Origin of the sequence: Streptomyces sp. NBC_01477, assembly GCF_036227245.1 — a bacterium.
GTDB lineage: Bacteria > Actinomycetota > Actinomycetes > Streptomycetales > Streptomycetaceae > Actinacidiphila.
In genome coordinates, this window is the sequence record NZ_CP109445.1 from 6,452,001 (window position 1) to 6,468,395 (window position 16,395).

Below are 16,395 nucleotides of genomic sequence, written 5' to 3' on the forward strand. Positions count from 1 at the left end.
CCGGTGGTCGGGCCGGTGTCACCGCAAGTCGCCGATGGCGGCGGCTTCCTGGCACAGTGCCGGGACCGCCTTTTCGGCGAGGTCGGTGGTGAAGCGGGCGGCGGGGCCGCTGACGGACAGGCCGGCCACTGCCCGGCCGTCCGCGCCGATCACGGCGACGGCCCGGCAGCGCAGGCCCACGCTGTAGGTCTCCTCGTCCACGGCGTAGCCCTGGCGCCTGGCCTCCTCCAGCTCGGGCAGGATCGCCTCCCGTACGCCTTCGGGGTCCTCCACGCCCGCGCCGCTGAGCAGCGCGAGCTGCCCGGCGCGGGGCAGGTGGGACATGATCGCCTTGCCCAGCGCGGAACTCTCCGGGCGGATCGGCTCGCCGATCCGGCTGACCGCGCGCAGCGGCTGGTCCGATTCGGTGCGGGCGATGATGTACATGCTGTTGCCGACGATCCGGCCCGCCGTGGTGGACTCCCCGGTGATGGCGGCCAGGCGCCGGGTGGCCAGCTGGAGGCGGTCGTTGCTGTACAGGTGCTCGCCGACCGCGGTGGCCATCGCCACCAGGCGCCGGCCCGGTACGAAGCGGCTGTTGGGGGCCTCGTCGAGGAATCCCCAGGCGATCAGCTGGGCGATCAGCCTGGACGCCGTGGACAGCGGCACATCGGCCGCGACCGCCAGTTCGCTCAAGGTGAGCGGAGCCTGGTCGGCGATGACCGAGAGCTCCAGCAGGTTGAGGATGCGGCCCATGTAACTCGGTGACTTGGTGCTCTCTTTGGGGGGTGTGCCGCGTTCCCCGGTTTCCTGTGCCACGGGTGTGTCTCCTGTCGTCCGGTCGTCGTCGTCCGGTGCCATGCCGCCGTGCGGCCGGCCGATCACGCTTCGGCTGCCGGTCCCTGACACCGCGAGGGGAAGTATCCCGTGGCGTCCGCCGGACAGGGCCGGGACCGGGACCGGGCGCGGTGAGCCGGCGCCGGGGCCCGTGTCATGGCCGTCCTTCCGGTACGCCGGCGGGCGCCGCCGCGCCGTCGATGCCCATGGCCGCGGCGACGATCCCGACCGGCGGGGAACCGTAGGCCATCAGGCCGCGGTGGAAGCGGGCCAGGGAGAAGTCCGCGCCCCAGGCGGCCTCGGCCTGGGCGCGCAGCCGGCGCATCAGCACCTTGCCCCAGGTGTAGCGGATACAGGTGGGCTCCCAGACCGCCCGCCGGGCTTCGGCGCGGGCCGCGGGGCCGGACAGGAAGGCGCGGCTCTCGAACAGGCCGACGGCCTCGTCGAGGGTGAGGGCGCCGGTGTGGATGCCGAGCACCGCCTCGACGCGGACGGTCCTGATCATGGCCTCCTGCGCCATGCCGAACTGGTAGTGCGCGGTGTCGCCCTGGTAGCCGGCCTCCCACATCATCTCTTCTGCGTAGTGGGCCCAGCCCTCGAAGAACAGCTCCGACCAGAGGGTCTTGCGGACGGGGTTGTCGACCTGGCCCATCATCAGGGCGTGCGAGCAGTGCCCGGGGCCGATCTCGTGGACGGCCATGACGGCCATCGCGGGCCGGTTGAAACGGTTGAGCCAGGACTGGTGGTCGTCGGGCGACCAGTCGGCGGCGGGTCCCGTGATGTGGAAGAGGGAGTGGCCCTGCGTCTCCCAGGGCGCGATCCAGCTGACCCGGCCCGCCGCCCAGGTGCGGGCCGGCGGTGAGGGCTCGATGACGCAGCCGTCGTCCACCAGCGGCAGCAGGCCGTGCTCCCGGACGAAGCGGGCCGCCTTGGCGACCTCGGCCTGGGTGTCGGCGAGGATCTCCTCGAAGCTGCCGTGGTCGGCGCGTACCCGGGCGTCGACCCGCCGGGTCCGCTCGGCGGCCGTACCGGGTTCGCGGTCGAGGCGGTCCCCGGCGTCGTACAGGATCTCGCGCATCCGCTCGTACTCGGACGCGGCCATGGCGGCGAGTTCGTCGAGGTCCACCGGGACGCGGTCCTCGCAGCCGAGGAGCGCGGCGAGGTCGTCGCTGCCCAGGCTGGGGGCCGGGTCGCCCTCGCCCGCGGCCCGCGTGAGGTGCGCGGTCAGCCGTTCCAGCGCGGCCAGCGCGTGGCGGCCGTCGTCGCCGTCCGCGGGCGTGACAGCCGTGGCCAGACCGCGGACGGCGGGCAGGAACATGGTGGCCACGGGCGCGGACAGCTCGTCCAGGGCCTCGATCGCGTTGTCCACCGCGTCCGGCCACAGGCTCACATGGCGGGCCCGCGCCTTCTCCCGGCTCGCCGCGTCGGCGTAGGGCCGGTCGTACGGCGACAGGTCGAGTGCCTCGACGTGCACCCAGGGGTCCCAGCGGTGCTGGCGGAGCCGGCCGAAGCGGGTGCGCATGGCGTTCTCGGTGGCGGCGAGCTGCGCCTCGTCGTGGGCGTCGGGCAGCGCCGGGCCGCCCAGCGCGGCGAGCGCGGTGGCCACGCCGGCCGGTGACAGGTCGGCGATCGTGCCGTCGTAGATGTCGTGCAGTCCTGAATACTCGCGCAGATAGGCGGCGTCCAGGTTGCAGGCGCTGTGCAGTCGCGGGAACAGCTCGGCCATCGGATGCCTTCCTCGGGGTGTGCCGGGACATGGCGGGGTGCCAGGGGTCCGCGGCGGGGTGCGAAGGGGATGCCGGCGGGGGTGCCGTCGGTATTCGGCGGGGTGTCGGGGGCGCACGGAGGGTCGGCGGCCTCAGATGGTGAGGCGGCGTCCCCGCTGGGTGAGCCGCAGCGCCAGCGCTCCGAGGCCGACCACGACCACCGACATCAGCGTCATCAGGGTGGACAGGGCCGCCGGGGTCGGGTCCTGGTAGTTGTTGAGATAGGTGAACATCCAGACCGGCAGCGTCTGCTGGTCGCTGTTGAGCAGGAAGATCGACAGATCCACCTCGTTGAAGCTGATCAGGAACGCGAACACCCCGCTGACGAGCATGGCCGGCGCGATCTGCGGCAGGGTGGCCCGTACGAAGGCGGTGAGCGGCCGGGCGCCGAGGTCGACCGCCGCGTAGTCGAGCGTGCGGTCGGCGCGGCTCAGCGCGGCCGACAGCAGCACGATGACGAACGGCACGGTGGCCACCGTGTGGGCCAGCACCACCGCCCACCGGCCGCTGGTCATCCCCAGCCTGGCCAGCAGCATGAACACCGCGAACCCGAAGGCGATCTTGGGCACCACGACGGGGGAGAACAGCGCCGACTGGATCGAGCCGCTGCCGCGGAAGCGGTACCGCACCAGGGCGACGGCGCCGGCCGAGCCGAGCACCACCGCGAGCACGGCCACCAGCGCGCCGATCCACAGGCTGCCGACCAGGGCGTCGGTGACACCCTCCTGCTCGAAGAGGTTGGTGTACCAGCGGGTGGAGAAGCCCGGCGGGGGCCACACCCCGTACGAGACCGAGGAGAGCGAGCTGATCACCACGATGGCGGCGGGCACCAGCTGGAAGGCGTAGACCAGGGCCATCCAGACGCCCAGGCCGCGGATGCCCTTGGGCTCGGACGGGCTGACGGTGACGCCGCCCTGGTCGGCCTCGGCGAAGCGGCGCTGGACGAGGACGAAGATCCCGGTGGAGACGATGGCGAGCACCAGCAGGACCAGGGCGCAGACCGACGCCGCCGGGAAGTCGGTGGTGCCGACCAGCGAGTAGACGGTGGTGGAGAGCGTCGCCACCCGGCCGCCGCCCAGCATGCTGGGCGCGGTGAAGCTGGAGATGGTCAGGGCGAACGTGAGCTGGCAGCCGGCGATCAGCCCCGGCGCGCTCAGCGGCAGCGTGATGGTGCGGAAGGTGCGCCAGCGCGACGCCCCGAAGTCGTCCGCCACCTCGGCGAGTGTGCCGTCGATCTGCCGCAGGCTGCTGCTGATCGGCAGGACCACCAGCGGCAGCAGGGTGTGCACCAGCGCGATGACGACGGCGGGCTTCTCGTACAGCAGGTGGACGGGTCCCACCCCGACCAGGCCGAGCGCCGAGTTGAGGAAACCTTCCTGCCCGAGCAGCAGCTGCCAGGCGTAGACGCTGGCGATACCGGAGAAGATCAGCGACGAGAAGACCACCGCGTAGCCCGCGTTGCGCCAGGCGGTGCGCTTGATGTGGTGCAGGGCCAGCGCCGTCAGATAGCCGACGACCGCGGTCACCACGGTGACCAGCAGACCCACCTGCACGGTCTGCCAGATCACCGACCAGTAGTAGGAGCCGCCCAGCACCTTCGCCCAGGACGCCGCCGTGCCGGTGATGTTGGTGCCGCCGGGCTCGTACTTCTGGAAGGAGTATTCGACCAGCGTCTCCACGGCGAAGGCGAACACCGCGAGCAGCAGGACCAGGCTGGGGGCCAGCAGCAGCAGTGAGGTACGGCGGTTGCGGGCCCGGGCGGCCCGCTGCGGGCCGCCCTCGCGCGCGGCGGCGGGGCGCCCGGGCGTGCCGGGGGCGGCGGGTCGTTCGGCCAGCGCGGTCACTGGGCCCGCCCCCGCGGGGGTGCGCTGTGGACGGTCGTCCGTCATCGCGCGTCTCCTTCCGGTGAGGCAGGCGTCAGATCTTGGAGACGACGTCCTGATTCCAGCGATCGGTCCACGCGGACATGTTCTTGCCGACGATGTCCCAGTCGACCGGGACGAACTTCTGGTCGGCGCCGGCCGCGATGGCGGGAATGGCCTTGAGCTTGTCGGACAGCTTCGTGGTGCTCACCGCGGGGATCTCGATCGAGGCGTCCACCCAGCTCTGGTTCCACCGGGGCTTGAGCATCTCGTTGATGATGTCGTAGCAGACCTCGACCTGGTCGTCGCTGGCACCGGAGTTGATGTTGACCCCGACCGGGTCGAAGAACGCGCCCTCGGCGGGGCGCTGGTAGCCCAGCGGCGCGCCCTGCTGCCGCCACGCGGTGGAGGTGCCCAGGTAGTGCGAGGTCAGCGGCGCCTCGCTGGTGGACAGCATGTTGAGGAACTGCGGGTTGGCCGTGACGATGGTGCGGATGTTCTTGGCGTGCTGCTGCCACAGGGCGAAGCCGGGGTCCATGTTGTCCCAGCCGCCGCCGTTCTGCTGGGCGGCCATGCCGATGACCCACCACGGCACGGTGAAGAAGCAGAGCTTCCCCTTCTGCGCCGGCGCCCACAGGTCGGACCACGAGCCGAAGCCCTTGGGATAGGTGCGGTTGTTGAAGACCAGGCCCATCTGGTCGGCCCCGAAGACCACACCGCAGTGGTCCGGCTCGACGAACTGCGGCTGGAGGTACTGGGTGTTGGGGATCCTGGAGTAGTCCAGCCTGAGGTACATCCCGGTCGCCTTGCCGGCCGCGGTGCCGCCGCCGTTGCTGAACACCAGGTGGTTCTGCGGGTTGTGCGGGTTGGCCTGGAAGGCCGCGGTCTGCTTGGTGAGGATGAGCGTGTCGTCGATCTTGATCCGGACGTTGGGGTGGCTCTGCTCGTACTCCTTCACGAACTCCTTCGGCATCACCGCCAGGTTCGCCCCCGCGAACGGCGTCATGGTGATGCTGAGCTTCTTGCCGCTTCCCGAGCCGGCCGATGTGCCGGAACCGGACGACGCGGCCGGCTGCTTGCTGGCGCACCCGGGCAGGAAGAGGCCGGCGGCGAGGGCGCCGCCCCCTGCCATCAGGAAGCGCCGGGACACCTGCGGGGTGCCCGAACCGGTTCTGTGCGCGGGGCTGTTCTGGCCGGTGGCGTGGTTCGCCTTCATGGTCTGTCTCCTAGACTTCCGTGCCGAGCATGACGGCCGCGTCGGCCTGCCAGCCGATCTCGACCTCGTCGCCGGGTGCGATCCCCACTGCCTCGTGGGCCGGCAGTTGGACGACCAGGTCCGGTCCGTCCCCGGGCAGTGCCACCTGGTAGCGGACGGTCGAGCCCTGGAAGGTGAGGTCGGCGACGCGGGCGGTGAAGCGGTTGTCGAAGGGAGTGGTCAGGTGGTGCCGCATGCTGATGACTTCCGGCCGCAGCGACAGCGCGGTGCCGGGGCCCGAGGTGCGGCAGGTGAATCCGTCGGCCGTGAGCACCCGGTCGTTGACGGTGCCGCGGACGATGTTGGTGTCGCCCAGGAAGGTCGCGCCGAATTCGGTGGCCGGGCGGTTGTACAGCTCGTCGGGCCGGCCGACCTGCTCCAGGCGTCCCTGGTTCATCAGGGCGATCCGGTCGGAGACGGTGAACGCCTCGGTCTGGTCGTGCGTGACGAAGACGAAGGTGGTGCCGGAGTCCTGCTGGATCTTCTTCAGGACGCGCTGCATCTGCACCCGCAGCCGTAGGTCGAGCGCGCCGAGGGGTTCGTCGAGCAGCAGCACCGCGGGCCGGTTGGCCAGTGCCCGGGCGATGGCCACCCGCTGCTGCTGGCCGCCGGACAGCTGCGCCGGCTTGCGGTCGGCGTAGCCCGTCAACTCCACCAGGTCGAGCATGTCGCCGACGACGGAGCGGACTTCCGCCCGGGACATGCGGCGGATCCTGGGGCCGAAGGCGATGTTCTCGGCCACCGTCAGGTGCGGGAAGAGCGCCAGTTTCTGGAAGATCAGGTTGGTCGGCCGCCGGTTCGGCGGCACGTTCGCCATGTCCTTGCCCGCGATGCTCACGGTGCCGGCGGTCGGGTACTCCAGCCCGGCGAGGATGCGCAGCGTCGTGGACTTGCCACAGCCGGAGGGACCGAGAAGCGAGAGGAACTCACCGTGCCTGATGTCGAGGCTCAGATCGGTGACCGCGGCCTCGCCGTTCGGATAGGTCTTGCTCACGCCGACCAACTGCGCGTCGAGATGCGACGGGGCGTCCACGCCCACAGCACCCACCTCCACTTCCACTCATTGGGACTTCACTTCCACTGGTGTGCTCGGATGCTATTCACGGCCTGGCGCGCGGGTCAACGCTGTTGGCGGAAATTGCTCGGTCCCGAGAAGCGTGACCCGTGGGCGCCGGACGGGAAGGCCGTCGCTCGCGGGCGCGTCGGGCGTCGCCCCGGTGAAGCGGCGACACGTCGCCAAGAAGCCCTCTGAGCTGCGATGTCATCGACGTTGGCGCGCTCCGGGCGGCACGGTCGAGAGGGCGGCGGAGGGGCGGCGAGGGCGCAGGGAAGGGTGCGCCGAAGCCGTGTTAAATGTTCGGACAGCGGCGGACGCGGGCCGCACGAGGGAAACAGGGTCGCTTTTCAGCCGTGTGGCCCGAGGGGATTTCCGGGATCCACGGGGCTGTTGGGGAGAGCGCGTGGGAGGGCGTCCCGATCGCGGCGGTACGACCGGCGCCGGGCGGTCGCGTGGTCCTTTGGGGGGCTTCCGGCTGGAAAAGGCCGCGGCCCCGCCGCCACCGCTGTGCCGCGGTGGTGGCGGGGCCGGGAGGCCCTGCGGGTTCTGGCGGGGCCGGACGGCCCTGTGGGCTCGGCTCAGTCCACGCCGGGGTAGCTCACGCCGATCCGCTCCCGTACGGCGTCCAGCGTGCGCATCACCGACAGCGTGCCGGCCAGCGGCACCAGCGGGGATTCGGTCAGCCCCTCCTGGAGGCAGCGCGTCACCTCCGCGGCCTCGTAGCGCATCGTGCCGCGGGTCAGGCCGTCGTCGGTGACGTCGGCGAAGTGCACGGTGTGCGGGGTCTCGCCCTGGCGGTGCACGGTGAAGCGGTCGGGGTTGAAGAAGCCCTCGGGGATCTCGATCCGCCCGGCGGTGCCGGTGATCGTCGCCGGCGCGCCGGTGTCCGCGGCGAAGGTGCAGGTCAAGGTGGCCAGAGCGCCGTCGTTCCAGCCCAGCAGTATCCCGGTGTTGTCGTCGACGCGCTCGGGCGTCAGATGGGCCCAGCCCTGGACGGTGTCCGGCTCCCCGAGCAGCATCTGCGCGAAGGACACCGGGTAGACGCCGAGGTCCAGCAGCGCGCCGCCGCCCTGCGCGGGGTCGCGCAGCCGGTGCTCGGGCGGGAAGTCGCCGCCGAAGCCGAAGTGGGCCGACACGTTGCGGATCTCACCGATCGCCCCGTCGGCGACGAGCGCCGTCAGGTGCCGTATCAGCGGGTTGCAGTACGTCCACATGGCCTCCATCAGGAACAGCCCGCGGTCCTGCGCCAGTTCCACCAGCTCCCGTGCCTCGCGCGAATTCAGCGTGAACGCCTTCTCGCACAGCACCGCCTTGCCCGCCTCCAGGCACAGCCCGGCCGCCGCCCGGTGCGCGGAGTGCGGGGTCGCCACATAGACGACGTCCACGCCGTCGTCCGCGGCCAGCTCGGCCCAACTGCCGTACGCCCGGGGGATGTCGTACCGGTCGGCGAAGGCCTTCGCGCCCTCCGCGCTGCGGGAGCCGACCGCCACCACCTCGGCGTCCGGCACGGTGGCCAGCGCCTCGGTGAAGGTCGCGGCGATACCGCCGGTGGCCAGGATGCCCCAGCGGATTGTGCGCTTCACGTCACTCATCAATTGCCCCACAGCGTGGTCTCGGCCGTCCCCGATCACTGAAAGAATAAGCAACGATTCAACGACATCCGATGGAGAGTGCCACCGTGCAGGACGCCGGGCCGAGAACCCACGCTCAGGCCAACGCCCCGACCCTTCCCGCCACCCTCACTCCCGACGCCGGCCGCCAGGCCCGTGTCGGCCTGCTCGTCACCCTGGTACTCGGCGGCCTCACCGCGCTGCCGCCGCTGTCCATGGACATGTACCTGCCTGCGCTGCCCCAGGTCACCGACGCCCTGCACAGCTCCTCGTCCACCGTCCAGTTCACGCTGACCGCCTGCCTGGCCGGCATGGCGCTCGGCCAGCTCGTGGTCGGCCCGCTCAGCGACCGCTTCGGGCGCCGCCGCCCGCTGCTGGTCGGCATGGTCGTCTACGTCCTGGCCACCGCCGTCTGCGCCTTCGCGCCCACCGCCCCGCTGCTGGTCGGCTTCCGGCTGCTCCAGGGCCTGGCGGGCGCCGCCGGCATCGTGATCTCCCGGGCGATCGTCCGCGACCTCTACGACGGCGTGGAGATGGCCCGCTTCTTCTCCACCCTGCTGCTCATCTCCGGGGTGGCCCCGATCGTCGCCCCCGTCATCGGCGGCCAGATCCTGCGGCTCACCGACTGGCGCGGCGTCTTCGTCGTCTGCACGGCCATCGGCGTCCTGCTCACCGCGGTCGTGTGGCGCTCGCTCGGCGAGACCCTGCCGCCCGCGGAACGCCACTCCGGCGAGCTGTCCGGCACCTTCAGCTCCTTCCGCGGCCTGCTCGCCGACCGGGTCTTCACCGGCTACGTCATCGCCGGCAGCTTCGGCTTCGCGGCCCTGTTCACCTACGTGTCCGCGTCGTCCTTCGTCGTACAGGACATCTACGGCGCCTCGCCGCAGACCTTCAGCCTGCTGTTCGGCCTGAACTCGATCGGCATCGTCGGCATCGGCCAGCTCAACGGCAAGGTGCTGGTCGGCCGGGTCTCCATGGACCGGGTGCTCGGCGTCGGCCTGGTGCTGATCACCGCCGCGTCCGTCATGCTCGTCCTGCTCACCACCGGCGTCTTCGGCCACGCCTCGCTCACCGGGATCGCCGCCGCGCTGTTCGTCCTGATGGCGTCCATGGGCCTGGTGCTGCCCACCACCAACACCCAGGCGCTGCTGCGTACCAAGCGCAACGCCGGCGCCGCCTCCGCGCTGATCGGTACCTCGTCCTTCCTGATCGGCGCGCTGATCTCGCCGCTCGCCGGCGTGGCCGGCGACGGCACCGCCGTGCCGATGGCCGTCACCCAGCTGACCTGCACACTCATCGCCTGTGCGGCCTTCGTCGGGCTGTGCGTGCCGCGCCGACGTACCGTGGAGGGAGCGTAGGGGATCAGGCCGACAGGCCTGCGGCGGGTCCGCGGGCCGTCGGGCGATCGGGCCATGAGGCGATCAGGCCGTCAGGCCATCAGGAGGAAGCGATGTCCGATCCGGACGAGCGCACCTGGGCGTTCAAGACAGCCGACAGCTCGCTGCACACGGGAGCCGAGGGCACCGTCGACGCGGAGGACCTGGTCATGGCCTCCGGCCAGGACTGCACACCGGAGCTGATCGAGAAGGCCCGCCAGGACCTGGAGGAGCATGGTGCCGCCGCTGTCGAGAGGTACCTGCCCTGAGGCGGGCCTCGACGCCGAGGAGATCGGCCTGATCGTCCCGGGACTGGCCGCCGCGCTGGAGCCCGCGGCCGGGCCGCACGATGCCGCGGACGAGCCCGCGCACCCCTGGTGCGCGGGCGCCGTCGTGCTCGCCGGACGCGGGCACGTGGTGGCGCTGCACGACGCGGTCGGCTGGGCGGTGCGCTACCGCGCGTACGACGAGCACACCGGGCGCGGGGTGGAGCTGCCGCCGCAGCAGCGGGTGCCGATGCGGCCCGGCACCGTCTTCGACCTGGCCTCGCTCACCAAGCTCTTCACCGCGGTCGCCGCGGTCCAGCAGATCGAGGCCGGCACGCTCGACCCGGACCGCCCGCTGACCGCGTACGTCCCCGGCCTCGTGCCCGGCCTCACTCTGCGGCACCTGCTCACCCACACCTCGGGGCTGCGGCCCGAACTGCCGCTCTACGACCTTCCCGGCCCCGCCGAGCGGGCCGCCCGGCTCGCCGCCGAGCAGCCCCGCACCCCGCCGGGCGCCGAGCGCTGCTACTCCGACCTGAACCTGCTGCTCACCCAGACCGTGCTGGAGCGGGTCACCGGCCGCCCGCTGGACCGGCTCGTCGCCGACGGCATCACCACCCCGCTCGGCATGACCGCCACCCGCTTCGCCCCGCCCCCCTCCTGGCTGCCCCGCACCGCCGCCACCGAGGACCAGCGCCGCCCCTGGGCCAAACTCGACCGCGGCATGGTGCGCGGCACCGTCCACGACGAGAACGCCTACGCCATGGGCGGCGTCGCCGGCCACGCCGGCCTCTTCTCCACCGCGTGGGACCTGGCGCTCTTCGCCCGCGCCCTGCTCGACGGCGACCTGCCGCTGCGCCCCGACCTCGGCTTCGAGACCGACCAGGCCTGGTTCATGGGCGAACTGGCCGGCCGCGGCGCCTTCGGCCACACCGGCTTCACCGGTACGAGCCTGGTCATCGACCCGACGACCCGCTCGTATCTGATCGTGCTGGCCAACACCGTGCACCCCGTGCGCCACCGCCAGGGCAGCGTCCCGCGTGCGACCGCGGCCACCCGGCTGGCCCGCGCCACCCGTCGTACCGGCGGCTGAGCCGCTGCCCTTTCGGGCAAAGTTTTCCCGCCGCCGGCCGTGCGCGCGGCGGAGCCGTGCGCGCCACCCACCAGGGGAGAGTCCCGGGCCGCCCGTCCGCGGCGGTACCGGAACGGCTCGTTCGGCAATCGGATTGATTACAAAACACACACCGGCTGCAACCCGGAGGCACCACTATCCCTCTGACAGGTCGATCCCTCGGATCGATTCGCCGGACCCCGGTATCTCACCGTGATCGCTAAGGAAGAACCATGAGCACTCCAGCACCGCAGACCCCACGGGTTTCGGTGATCATCCCGGTGTACAACGCGGTCGAACACCTCGATGAGTGCGTCCAGTCCCTGGTCGACCAGACCCTCGGCTTCGACCGCATGGAAGTCATCGCGATCGATGACGGCTCCACCGACGGCAGCGCGGAGGCGCTGGACCGGTGGGCCGCCGCGCACCGGAACATCACCGTCGTCCACCAGCCCAACTCCGGTGCCCCCGGCGGCCCGCGCAACCGCGGCATCGACCTGGCCACCGGCGAGTTCCTGTTCTTCGCCGACCCGGACGACTACCTGGGCGCCGAGGCCCTCGAACGGCTCACCGCGGCGGCGGACCGCGACAGCAGCGATGTCGTCCTGGGCCGGACCAAGGGCGTCGGCCGCACCGCCGCGGTCGCCCCCTTCGCCCACAACGTCGAAGCCGGCGACATCTGGACCACGAAGGGCGTATGGGCGCTGACCGCCCACAAGCTCTTCCGCCGCGCCCTGGTGGAAAAGCACCGGCTGCGCTTCGCCGAGGGCCTGCGGCTGGCCGAGGAGCAGGTCTTCATCGTCCCCGCCTACTTCCTGGCCGCATCGATCAGCGTGGTCGCCGACTACGACTGCTACTACCTCGTCCGCCGCGACGACTTCCCCCACCTGACGCAGCAGACCCCCGAGCCCGAACCCTTCTACCGCAATGTGCGCGACGTGCTCGACATCGTGGTCAAGCACACCGAGCCCGGCGGCAAGCGCAACGACCTGCTCAAGCGCTGGGTCACCCAGGAGATCCTGCGCTACTTCAAGGGCGGCTTCCCCGCGATGCCCGCCGAGCGCCAGCAGCGCTTCGTCGCCCAGGCCGGCGCCCTGCTCCGCGACTTCATCCCGGACGAGGTGACCAGGCCGCTGCCGCCCCTGGACCGGCTGCGCTGCCAGCTGCTCAGGACCGAGCAGACCGAGGAGCTGGCGGCGTTAGCCGCACTGGTCCCCAAGCAGCAGCCGAAGCCGAAGCCGAAGGCGAAGGCGAAGCAGCCCCCGCCCCCCTGGCTCAGCCGCGCCGGCGCCCGCCGCCTGACCCGCGCCATCCAACGCCGCATCCAGGCCTAGCGTCCTGCCCGCGGTGCCGGGTACCCGCCCCGGGGTACCCGGCACCGCGGGCACGGACCGTGGCTGCTGTTTCTGGAGTGCGGACGTGCTACCGCAGCGGCGACTGCACATCACCGCGCTTGCGTTCCAGCAGGACCACTGGACAATTCAACACGTCCGCAATCTGCCGCCGGCGGTCAGCGGAAGATGCCCGTGTGGCCCAGGGAGTAGCGGCCTGGCTGGGGGTAGACAGCCAGGCCGTGGGGGCCGAGGCCGACGGGGATTTTGGCCAGGGTGCGGCCGGTGGCGGTGTCGAGGGCGTAGACCTCGGCGTCGTAACGGCCGGTGAGCCAGAGGACCTTGCCGTCCGCCGAGACGCCGCCCATGTCGGGGCTGCCGCCGCCGTCGATGTGCCACTTCGTGGTGAGTCTGCCGGTGGCGAAGTCCAGCAGCGACACCGAGCCCTCGCCGCGGTTGGTGATGTAGAGGTACTTCGAGTCGCGCGAGACGTACAGGCCGTGCGCGCCCTTGCCGGTGGGCAGCAGCACCGGCTTGGAGAAGGTGTCGCCGTTCATCGTCCAGACGCCGTCGGCGGCCATGTCGGCGATGTACCAGGTGCTGCCGTCCGGCGAGATCTTGACGTCCTGCGGCATCGAGCCGGCCATCGGCAGCCGCTGCTGGGCGACCACCTTCATCGCGGCGGTGTCCACCTTCAGCAGCTCGCCGGAGAATTCGCAGGAGACGATGAAGTAGCGCCCGTCCGGCGAGAAGTCGGCGTGGTTGACGCCGTAGCAGCTCACCGGGACGACCTTCCTGACCGCCATGGAGTGCGCGTCGCGGAAGACCAGCTGGCGGTCGAGCGAGGCCATCACGATCGCGTACTTGCCGTCCGGCGTGAAGTACAGGTTGTACGGGTCGTGGACGTCGACCGGCTCACCGACCTTCCCGGTGGCGGGGTCGATCGGCGTGAGGCTGTTGCCGAGGTCGTTGTTGACCCACAGCGTCTTCAGGTCCCAGGACGGCACGACGTGCTGCGGCTGCCGGCCCACCGGGATGGTCCTGATCACCTTGTACGTCTTCGGGTCGATGACGGAGACGGTGTTGGACTCGGTGTTCGGCACGTAGACCAGTGAGGGGAAGCCGCGGACCACCGGGGACAGCGCGTCCGGGCGGTCGGCGGCGTAGACGTCCCGCGGGTCGATCAGCGGCGGCATCCCGGCCAGCCCCGGGTGCGCGGCGGCGGCGAGCCGCTGCGCCTTGGCCGCGGCCGCCGCGGCGGCGGCCTGCGCGGCCACCGCGGCCTGGGCGGGGGAGGGGGCCAGCGACCGGGTGCCGGTGTCGCCGCACCCGGCGGCCAGCACGGCGAGGGCGGCGACCGCGGCGCCGGCGGCCGCGCGGCGGAGGGGACTCAGGTGACAGCGCATCAGGTCAGCAGCTCCGAGGTCGTGACCGCGCGCAGACCGCGGCGGTGCAGGTCGTCGAGGATCCCGGGCAGCGCGGCGACGGTGCCGCTGTGCCCGAAGTGCAGCGAGACCACCGAGCCGGGTCCGGCCTTGGCGGCCACGGCGGAGCGGATCGCCTCCGCGCCGGGGTCGGTGTAGTCCAGCGGGTCCACGTCGTACGACAGCAGGTGCGGGTAGCCGGCCTTCCGGGCGAGCGAGACCACCAGCGGGGTGGTCAGCCGGGCCTGGGAGGGCCGGAACCAGCGGCCCGGTGTGCCGGTCAGCTCCCGCAGCCGGCCGGCGCAGCGCTCGATCTCGGCGCCGGCCGCGGCGCCGTCCATGGCGCCGATGTCGCCGTGCGTCTGGGTGTGGTTGCCCAGTTCGTGGCCGCCGGCCAGCACCCGGGCGGCCAGCCGCGGGTACGCGTCGAGCCAGTCGCCGACGGCCAGTACGGTGACGCGGGCGCCGAAGCGTTCCGCGGCGGTCAGCAGCGCCTCGGCCTGGACGGGGTCGCCCTGGCCGTGGAAGGTGAGGGCCAGCTGCGGGCGGGTGCGCGGGCCGTGCTCGATCTGGTCGGGCAGCCCGGGCGGCAGCGGCGGCAGCGGTGCCACGGCGGTGCCGGCGGCGGCGCTGGTGGGGGCTCCGCCGTGCGCGGCGGACGGCGCCGCGGCCGTGGGCGGCATCGCAGGGTCGTGCCCCGCGTCCGCGGCCTTGCCGCCCGTGCAGCCGGACAGCAGCGCCTCGGAGGCGGTCACCTGGAGGAGATTGCGGCGAGAGATCGACATCGGCGCCCACATTAAGGCGTAATGTCTCATTTATCCTACCGGTGGGGCCGCGCGTCCCACGGATGCCGCATCGGCGGGGGCGGTGCCCCTGCCATCATGGACCTTCGCGTCCTGCCGCCCTTCACTCGGCGGCCACCACGTGGGGGGCTACGTGACACCGACACCACCCGACCCGGCGCCACTCCCGGCGCCCTCCGCGACCCTGGACCCGGCGCCGCCCGGGCCGGGCGCCCCCGAGGCGCGGGCTCCGGAGGGCCACGCGGACCTTCCGCGGCAGCCGGTCGCCCCGGCGGGTCCCGAGGGCCTGCCCGGCACCGGCGCCCAGGCTGCCCCGCCCGGCACCGGCGGCGGGTCCGGCGGCGGCCCCGGCACCGGGTCCGGCACGGAGACCAACCCCGCCGGCACCGGCAGTCAGTCCGGCACCGGCACCGGCACCGGTGCCAGTCCGCAAACCGCGCCGCCCGGCAGCGGCGGCGGGTCCGGCACCGGCGCGCAAACTGCCCCGCCCGGCCCCCGCCCGCTGGGCTACGCCGCCGCCCTGCGTCAACTGCGCGGCGCCCAGAAGACCGCCAAAGGCGTATCGCTCTACTCGCGCTACGTGAACCGCCCCGCCGGGCGCGTCCTCGCGGCGGGGGCGTACCGGGCCGGGATGACGCCCAACCAGGTGACCCTGGTGAGCGCCGGGTTCAGCTACGGCGGTGTCGCCGCCCTCGCCGTGGCGGCGCCCTCATGGGGGCTGGCCGTCGCGGTCTATGCCGCGCTCGCCGTCGGCTTCGCCTTCGACTCGGCCGACGGGCAGCTCGCCCGGCTGCTCGGCGCGGGCGGGGCGGCGGGGGAGTGGCTGGACCATGTGGTGGACTGCGCGAAGATCACCGCCGTGCACGCGGCCGTGCTGATCACCTTCTACCGGCACTTCTCCCTGCCGGGCGACGGCTGGCTGCTGCTGCCGCTCGGCTTCCAGCTGGCCGCCGGCATGATCTTCTTCGGCGGCCTGCTGACCGACAAGCTCACCCCGAAGCGGCCGGCGGACCAGCGGAGCAAGGCCGCGCCCTCACGGCTGCGCGCGGTCGCCCTGCTGCCGGTCGACTACGGCGTCTTCTGCGCCGTCTTCCTGCTGCTCGGCAGCCAGGACGCCTTCCGCTGGGCCTACCTCGCGCTCTTCGCCGTGCACGCCGTCTTCCTCGCGGCCTTCCTCACCAAGTGGTTCAGAGAGCTTCGGGCGATCTGACCGGCTCGGCCAGCACGTCGAGCACCCGGCGCAACTGGGTGCTCGACGTGTGCACGGTGTAGGGGAAGTAGACGATCTCCACCCCCACCGCCGCGAAGTCGCGTTCGAGGCGCAGCCCCTTCTCGGTGCCGCGCCAGTCGTCGCCCTTGAACAGCACGTCGAACCTGACCTGCCGCCAGGTCTCCACCTTGTCCGGCACCGTCTCCACGAAGGCGGCGTCCACGAACCGCACGCTGCGCACGATCTCCAGCCGCTCCACCAGCGGCACCACGGGGCTGCGGCCCTTCGCGAGCTGCGCCATCTCGTCCGAGACCACGCCCGCCACCAGGTAGTCGCACTGGCTGCGGGCGTGCCGAAGGATGTTGAGGTGGCCGACGTGGAAGAGGTCGTAGACCCCCGGTGCGTAGCCGACCCGATGCGTACCGACCCGATGTGTCATGAAACGACCCCCCAGCCGCACGAAAAACCGTACAACGCTCACCGCCGGTGCGGAGTCTCAGACGATAGC

Annotated in this window: 14 protein-coding genes; 5 read left to right on the forward strand and 9 right to left on the reverse strand. The window is 72.1% G+C overall.

Going from position 1 to position 16,395, the window contains the following annotated elements; genetic code table 11:
* Nucleotides 1–18: 18 nt before the first annotated feature.
* The 6 genes from OHA86_RS27460 to OHA86_RS27485 form a co-directional block, all read right to left on the reverse strand.
* Complete coding sequence (locus tag OHA86_RS27460; RefSeq protein WP_329179429.1) at nucleotides 19–798, reverse strand: IclR family transcriptional regulator; 780 nt, start codon at nucleotides 796–798, stop codon at nucleotides 19–21.
* 172 nt (nucleotides 799–970) lie between these two features.
* On the reverse strand, nucleotides 971–2,542 hold the full coding sequence (locus tag OHA86_RS27465) for a DUF885 family protein (protein ID WP_329179431.1): 1,572 nt from the start codon (nucleotides 2,540–2,542) through the stop codon (nucleotides 971–973).
* A gap of 132 nt (nucleotides 2,543–2,674) precedes the next feature.
* Entirely contained in the window at nucleotides 2,675–4,471 is a 1,797-nt protein-coding gene (locus tag OHA86_RS27470; RefSeq protein ID WP_329179433.1) for an ABC transporter permease, read from the reverse strand.
* 28 nt (nucleotides 4,472–4,499) lie between these two features.
* Nucleotides 4,500–5,660 (reverse strand): ABC transporter substrate-binding protein, encoded by a 1,161-nt coding sequence (locus tag OHA86_RS27475; RefSeq protein WP_329179434.1) that lies wholly within the window; start codon nucleotides 5,658–5,660, stop codon nucleotides 4,500–4,502.
* Nucleotides 5,661–5,670: 10 nt separating this feature from the next.
* Nucleotides 5,671–6,738, reverse strand: coding sequence for an ABC transporter ATP-binding protein (locus OHA86_RS27480; protein WP_329179435.1), 1,068 nt, complete (start codon nucleotides 6,736–6,738; stop codon nucleotides 5,671–5,673).
* A gap of 596 nt (nucleotides 6,739–7,334) precedes the next feature.
* A complete protein-coding gene (locus OHA86_RS27485) occupies nucleotides 7,335–8,348 on the reverse strand; it encodes a Gfo/Idh/MocA family protein (RefSeq protein WP_329179438.1) in 1,014 nt (337 codons plus the stop codon).
* A 71-nt stretch (nucleotides 8,349–8,419) separates the two neighbouring features.
* On the opposite strand from OHA86_RS27485, the gene OHA86_RS27490 reads away from it, so the two are divergent.
* The 4 genes from OHA86_RS27490 (at nucleotide 8,420) to OHA86_RS27505 (ending at nucleotide 12,453) form a co-directional block, all read left to right on the forward strand.
* Nucleotides 8,420–9,724, forward strand: a complete 1,305-nt coding sequence (locus OHA86_RS27490) for a multidrug effflux MFS transporter (protein WP_329179440.1) — start codon at nucleotides 8,420–8,422, stop codon at nucleotides 9,722–9,724.
* 92 nt (nucleotides 9,725–9,816) lie between these two features.
* Nucleotides 9,817–10,011: a hypothetical protein gene (locus tag OHA86_RS27495; protein ID WP_329179442.1), complete on the forward strand. Its 195-nt coding sequence runs from the start codon at nucleotides 9,817–9,819 to the stop codon at nucleotides 10,009–10,011.
* Nucleotides 9,977–11,101 carry a serine hydrolase domain-containing protein gene (locus tag OHA86_RS27500; RefSeq protein ID WP_329179443.1) on the forward strand — a complete coding sequence of 375 codons (1,125 nt, stop codon included), beginning with the start codon at nucleotides 9,977–9,979 and terminating at the stop codon, nucleotides 11,099–11,101. Before OHA86_RS27495 ends, OHA86_RS27500 begins: the two co-directional genes overlap by 35 nt.
* 251 nt (nucleotides 11,102–11,352) lie before the next feature.
* Nucleotides 11,353–12,453, forward strand: coding sequence for a glycosyltransferase family 2 protein (locus tag OHA86_RS27505; protein ID WP_329179445.1), 1,101 nt, complete (start codon nucleotides 11,353–11,355; stop codon nucleotides 12,451–12,453).
* A 176-nt stretch (nucleotides 12,454–12,629) separates the two neighbouring features.
* Here the strand turns inward: OHA86_RS27505 and OHA86_RS27510 are convergent, their stop codons facing one another.
* Entirely contained in the window at nucleotides 12,630–13,856 is a 1,227-nt protein-coding gene (locus OHA86_RS27510; protein ID WP_329179446.1) for a YVTN family beta-propeller repeat protein, read from the reverse strand.
* Entirely contained in the window at nucleotides 13,856–14,659 is an 804-nt protein-coding gene (locus OHA86_RS27515; protein WP_329179448.1) for a polysaccharide deacetylase family protein, read from the reverse strand. The genes OHA86_RS27510 and OHA86_RS27515 overlap by 1 nt, the downstream gene beginning before the upstream one ends.
* A 520-nt stretch (nucleotides 14,660–15,179) precedes the next feature.
* Between OHA86_RS27515 and OHA86_RS27520 the strand changes: the two genes are divergently transcribed.
* Nucleotides 15,180–15,887: a CDP-alcohol phosphatidyltransferase family protein gene (locus OHA86_RS27520; RefSeq protein ID WP_329182574.1), complete on the forward strand. Its 708-nt coding sequence runs from the start codon at nucleotides 15,180–15,182 to the stop codon at nucleotides 15,885–15,887.
* On the opposite strand, the gene OHA86_RS27525 is transcribed toward OHA86_RS27520, so the two are convergent.
* Entirely contained in the window at nucleotides 15,865–16,326 is a 462-nt protein-coding gene (locus tag OHA86_RS27525) for an adenylyltransferase/cytidyltransferase family protein (protein WP_329179449.1), read from the reverse strand. The two genes, OHA86_RS27520 and OHA86_RS27525, sit on opposite strands and share 23 nt — an antisense overlap.
* Nucleotides 16,327–16,395: the final 69 nt, after the last annotated feature.

Excerpts from the sequence above, each read along its gene's own strand:
- OHA86_RS27505 (WP_329179445.1), top strand. The coding sequence starts at position 11,353 with ATGAGCACTCCAGCACCGCAGACCCCACGGGTTTCGGTGATCATCCCG.
- OHA86_RS27500 (WP_329179443.1), top strand. The coding sequence starts at position 9,977 with ATGGTGCCGCCGCTGTCGAGAGGTACCTGCCCTGAGGCGGGCCTCGAC.
- OHA86_RS27515 (WP_329179448.1), bottom strand. The coding sequence starts at position 14,659 with ATGTCGATCTCTCGCCGCAATCTCCTCCAGGTGACCGCCTCCGAGGCG.
- OHA86_RS27465 (WP_329179431.1), bottom strand. The coding sequence starts at position 2,542 with ATGGCCGAGCTGTTCCCGCGACTGCACAGCGCCTGCAACCTGGACGCC.
- OHA86_RS27485 (WP_329179438.1), bottom strand. The coding sequence starts at position 8,348 with ATGAGTGACGTGAAGCGCACAATCCGCTGGGGCATCCTGGCCACCGGC.
- OHA86_RS27510 (WP_329179446.1), bottom strand. The coding sequence starts at position 13,856 with ATGCGCTGTCACCTGAGTCCCCTCCGCCGCGCGGCCGCCGGCGCCGCG.
- OHA86_RS27495 (WP_329179442.1), top strand. The coding sequence starts at position 9,817 with ATGTCCGATCCGGACGAGCGCACCTGGGCGTTCAAGACAGCCGACAGC.
- OHA86_RS27490 (WP_329179440.1), top strand. The coding sequence starts at position 8,420 with ATGGAGAGTGCCACCGTGCAGGACGCCGGGCCGAGAACCCACGCTCAG.
- OHA86_RS27475 (WP_329179434.1), bottom strand. The coding sequence starts at position 5,660 with ATGAAGGCGAACCACGCCACCGGCCAGAACAGCCCCGCGCACAGAACC.
- OHA86_RS27525 (WP_329179449.1), bottom strand. The coding sequence starts at position 16,326 with ATGACACATCGGGTCGGTACGCATCGGGTCGGCTACGCACCGGGGGTC.
- OHA86_RS27470 (WP_329179433.1), bottom strand. The coding sequence starts at position 4,471 with ATGACGGACGACCGTCCACAGCGCACCCCCGCGGGGGCGGGCCCAGTG.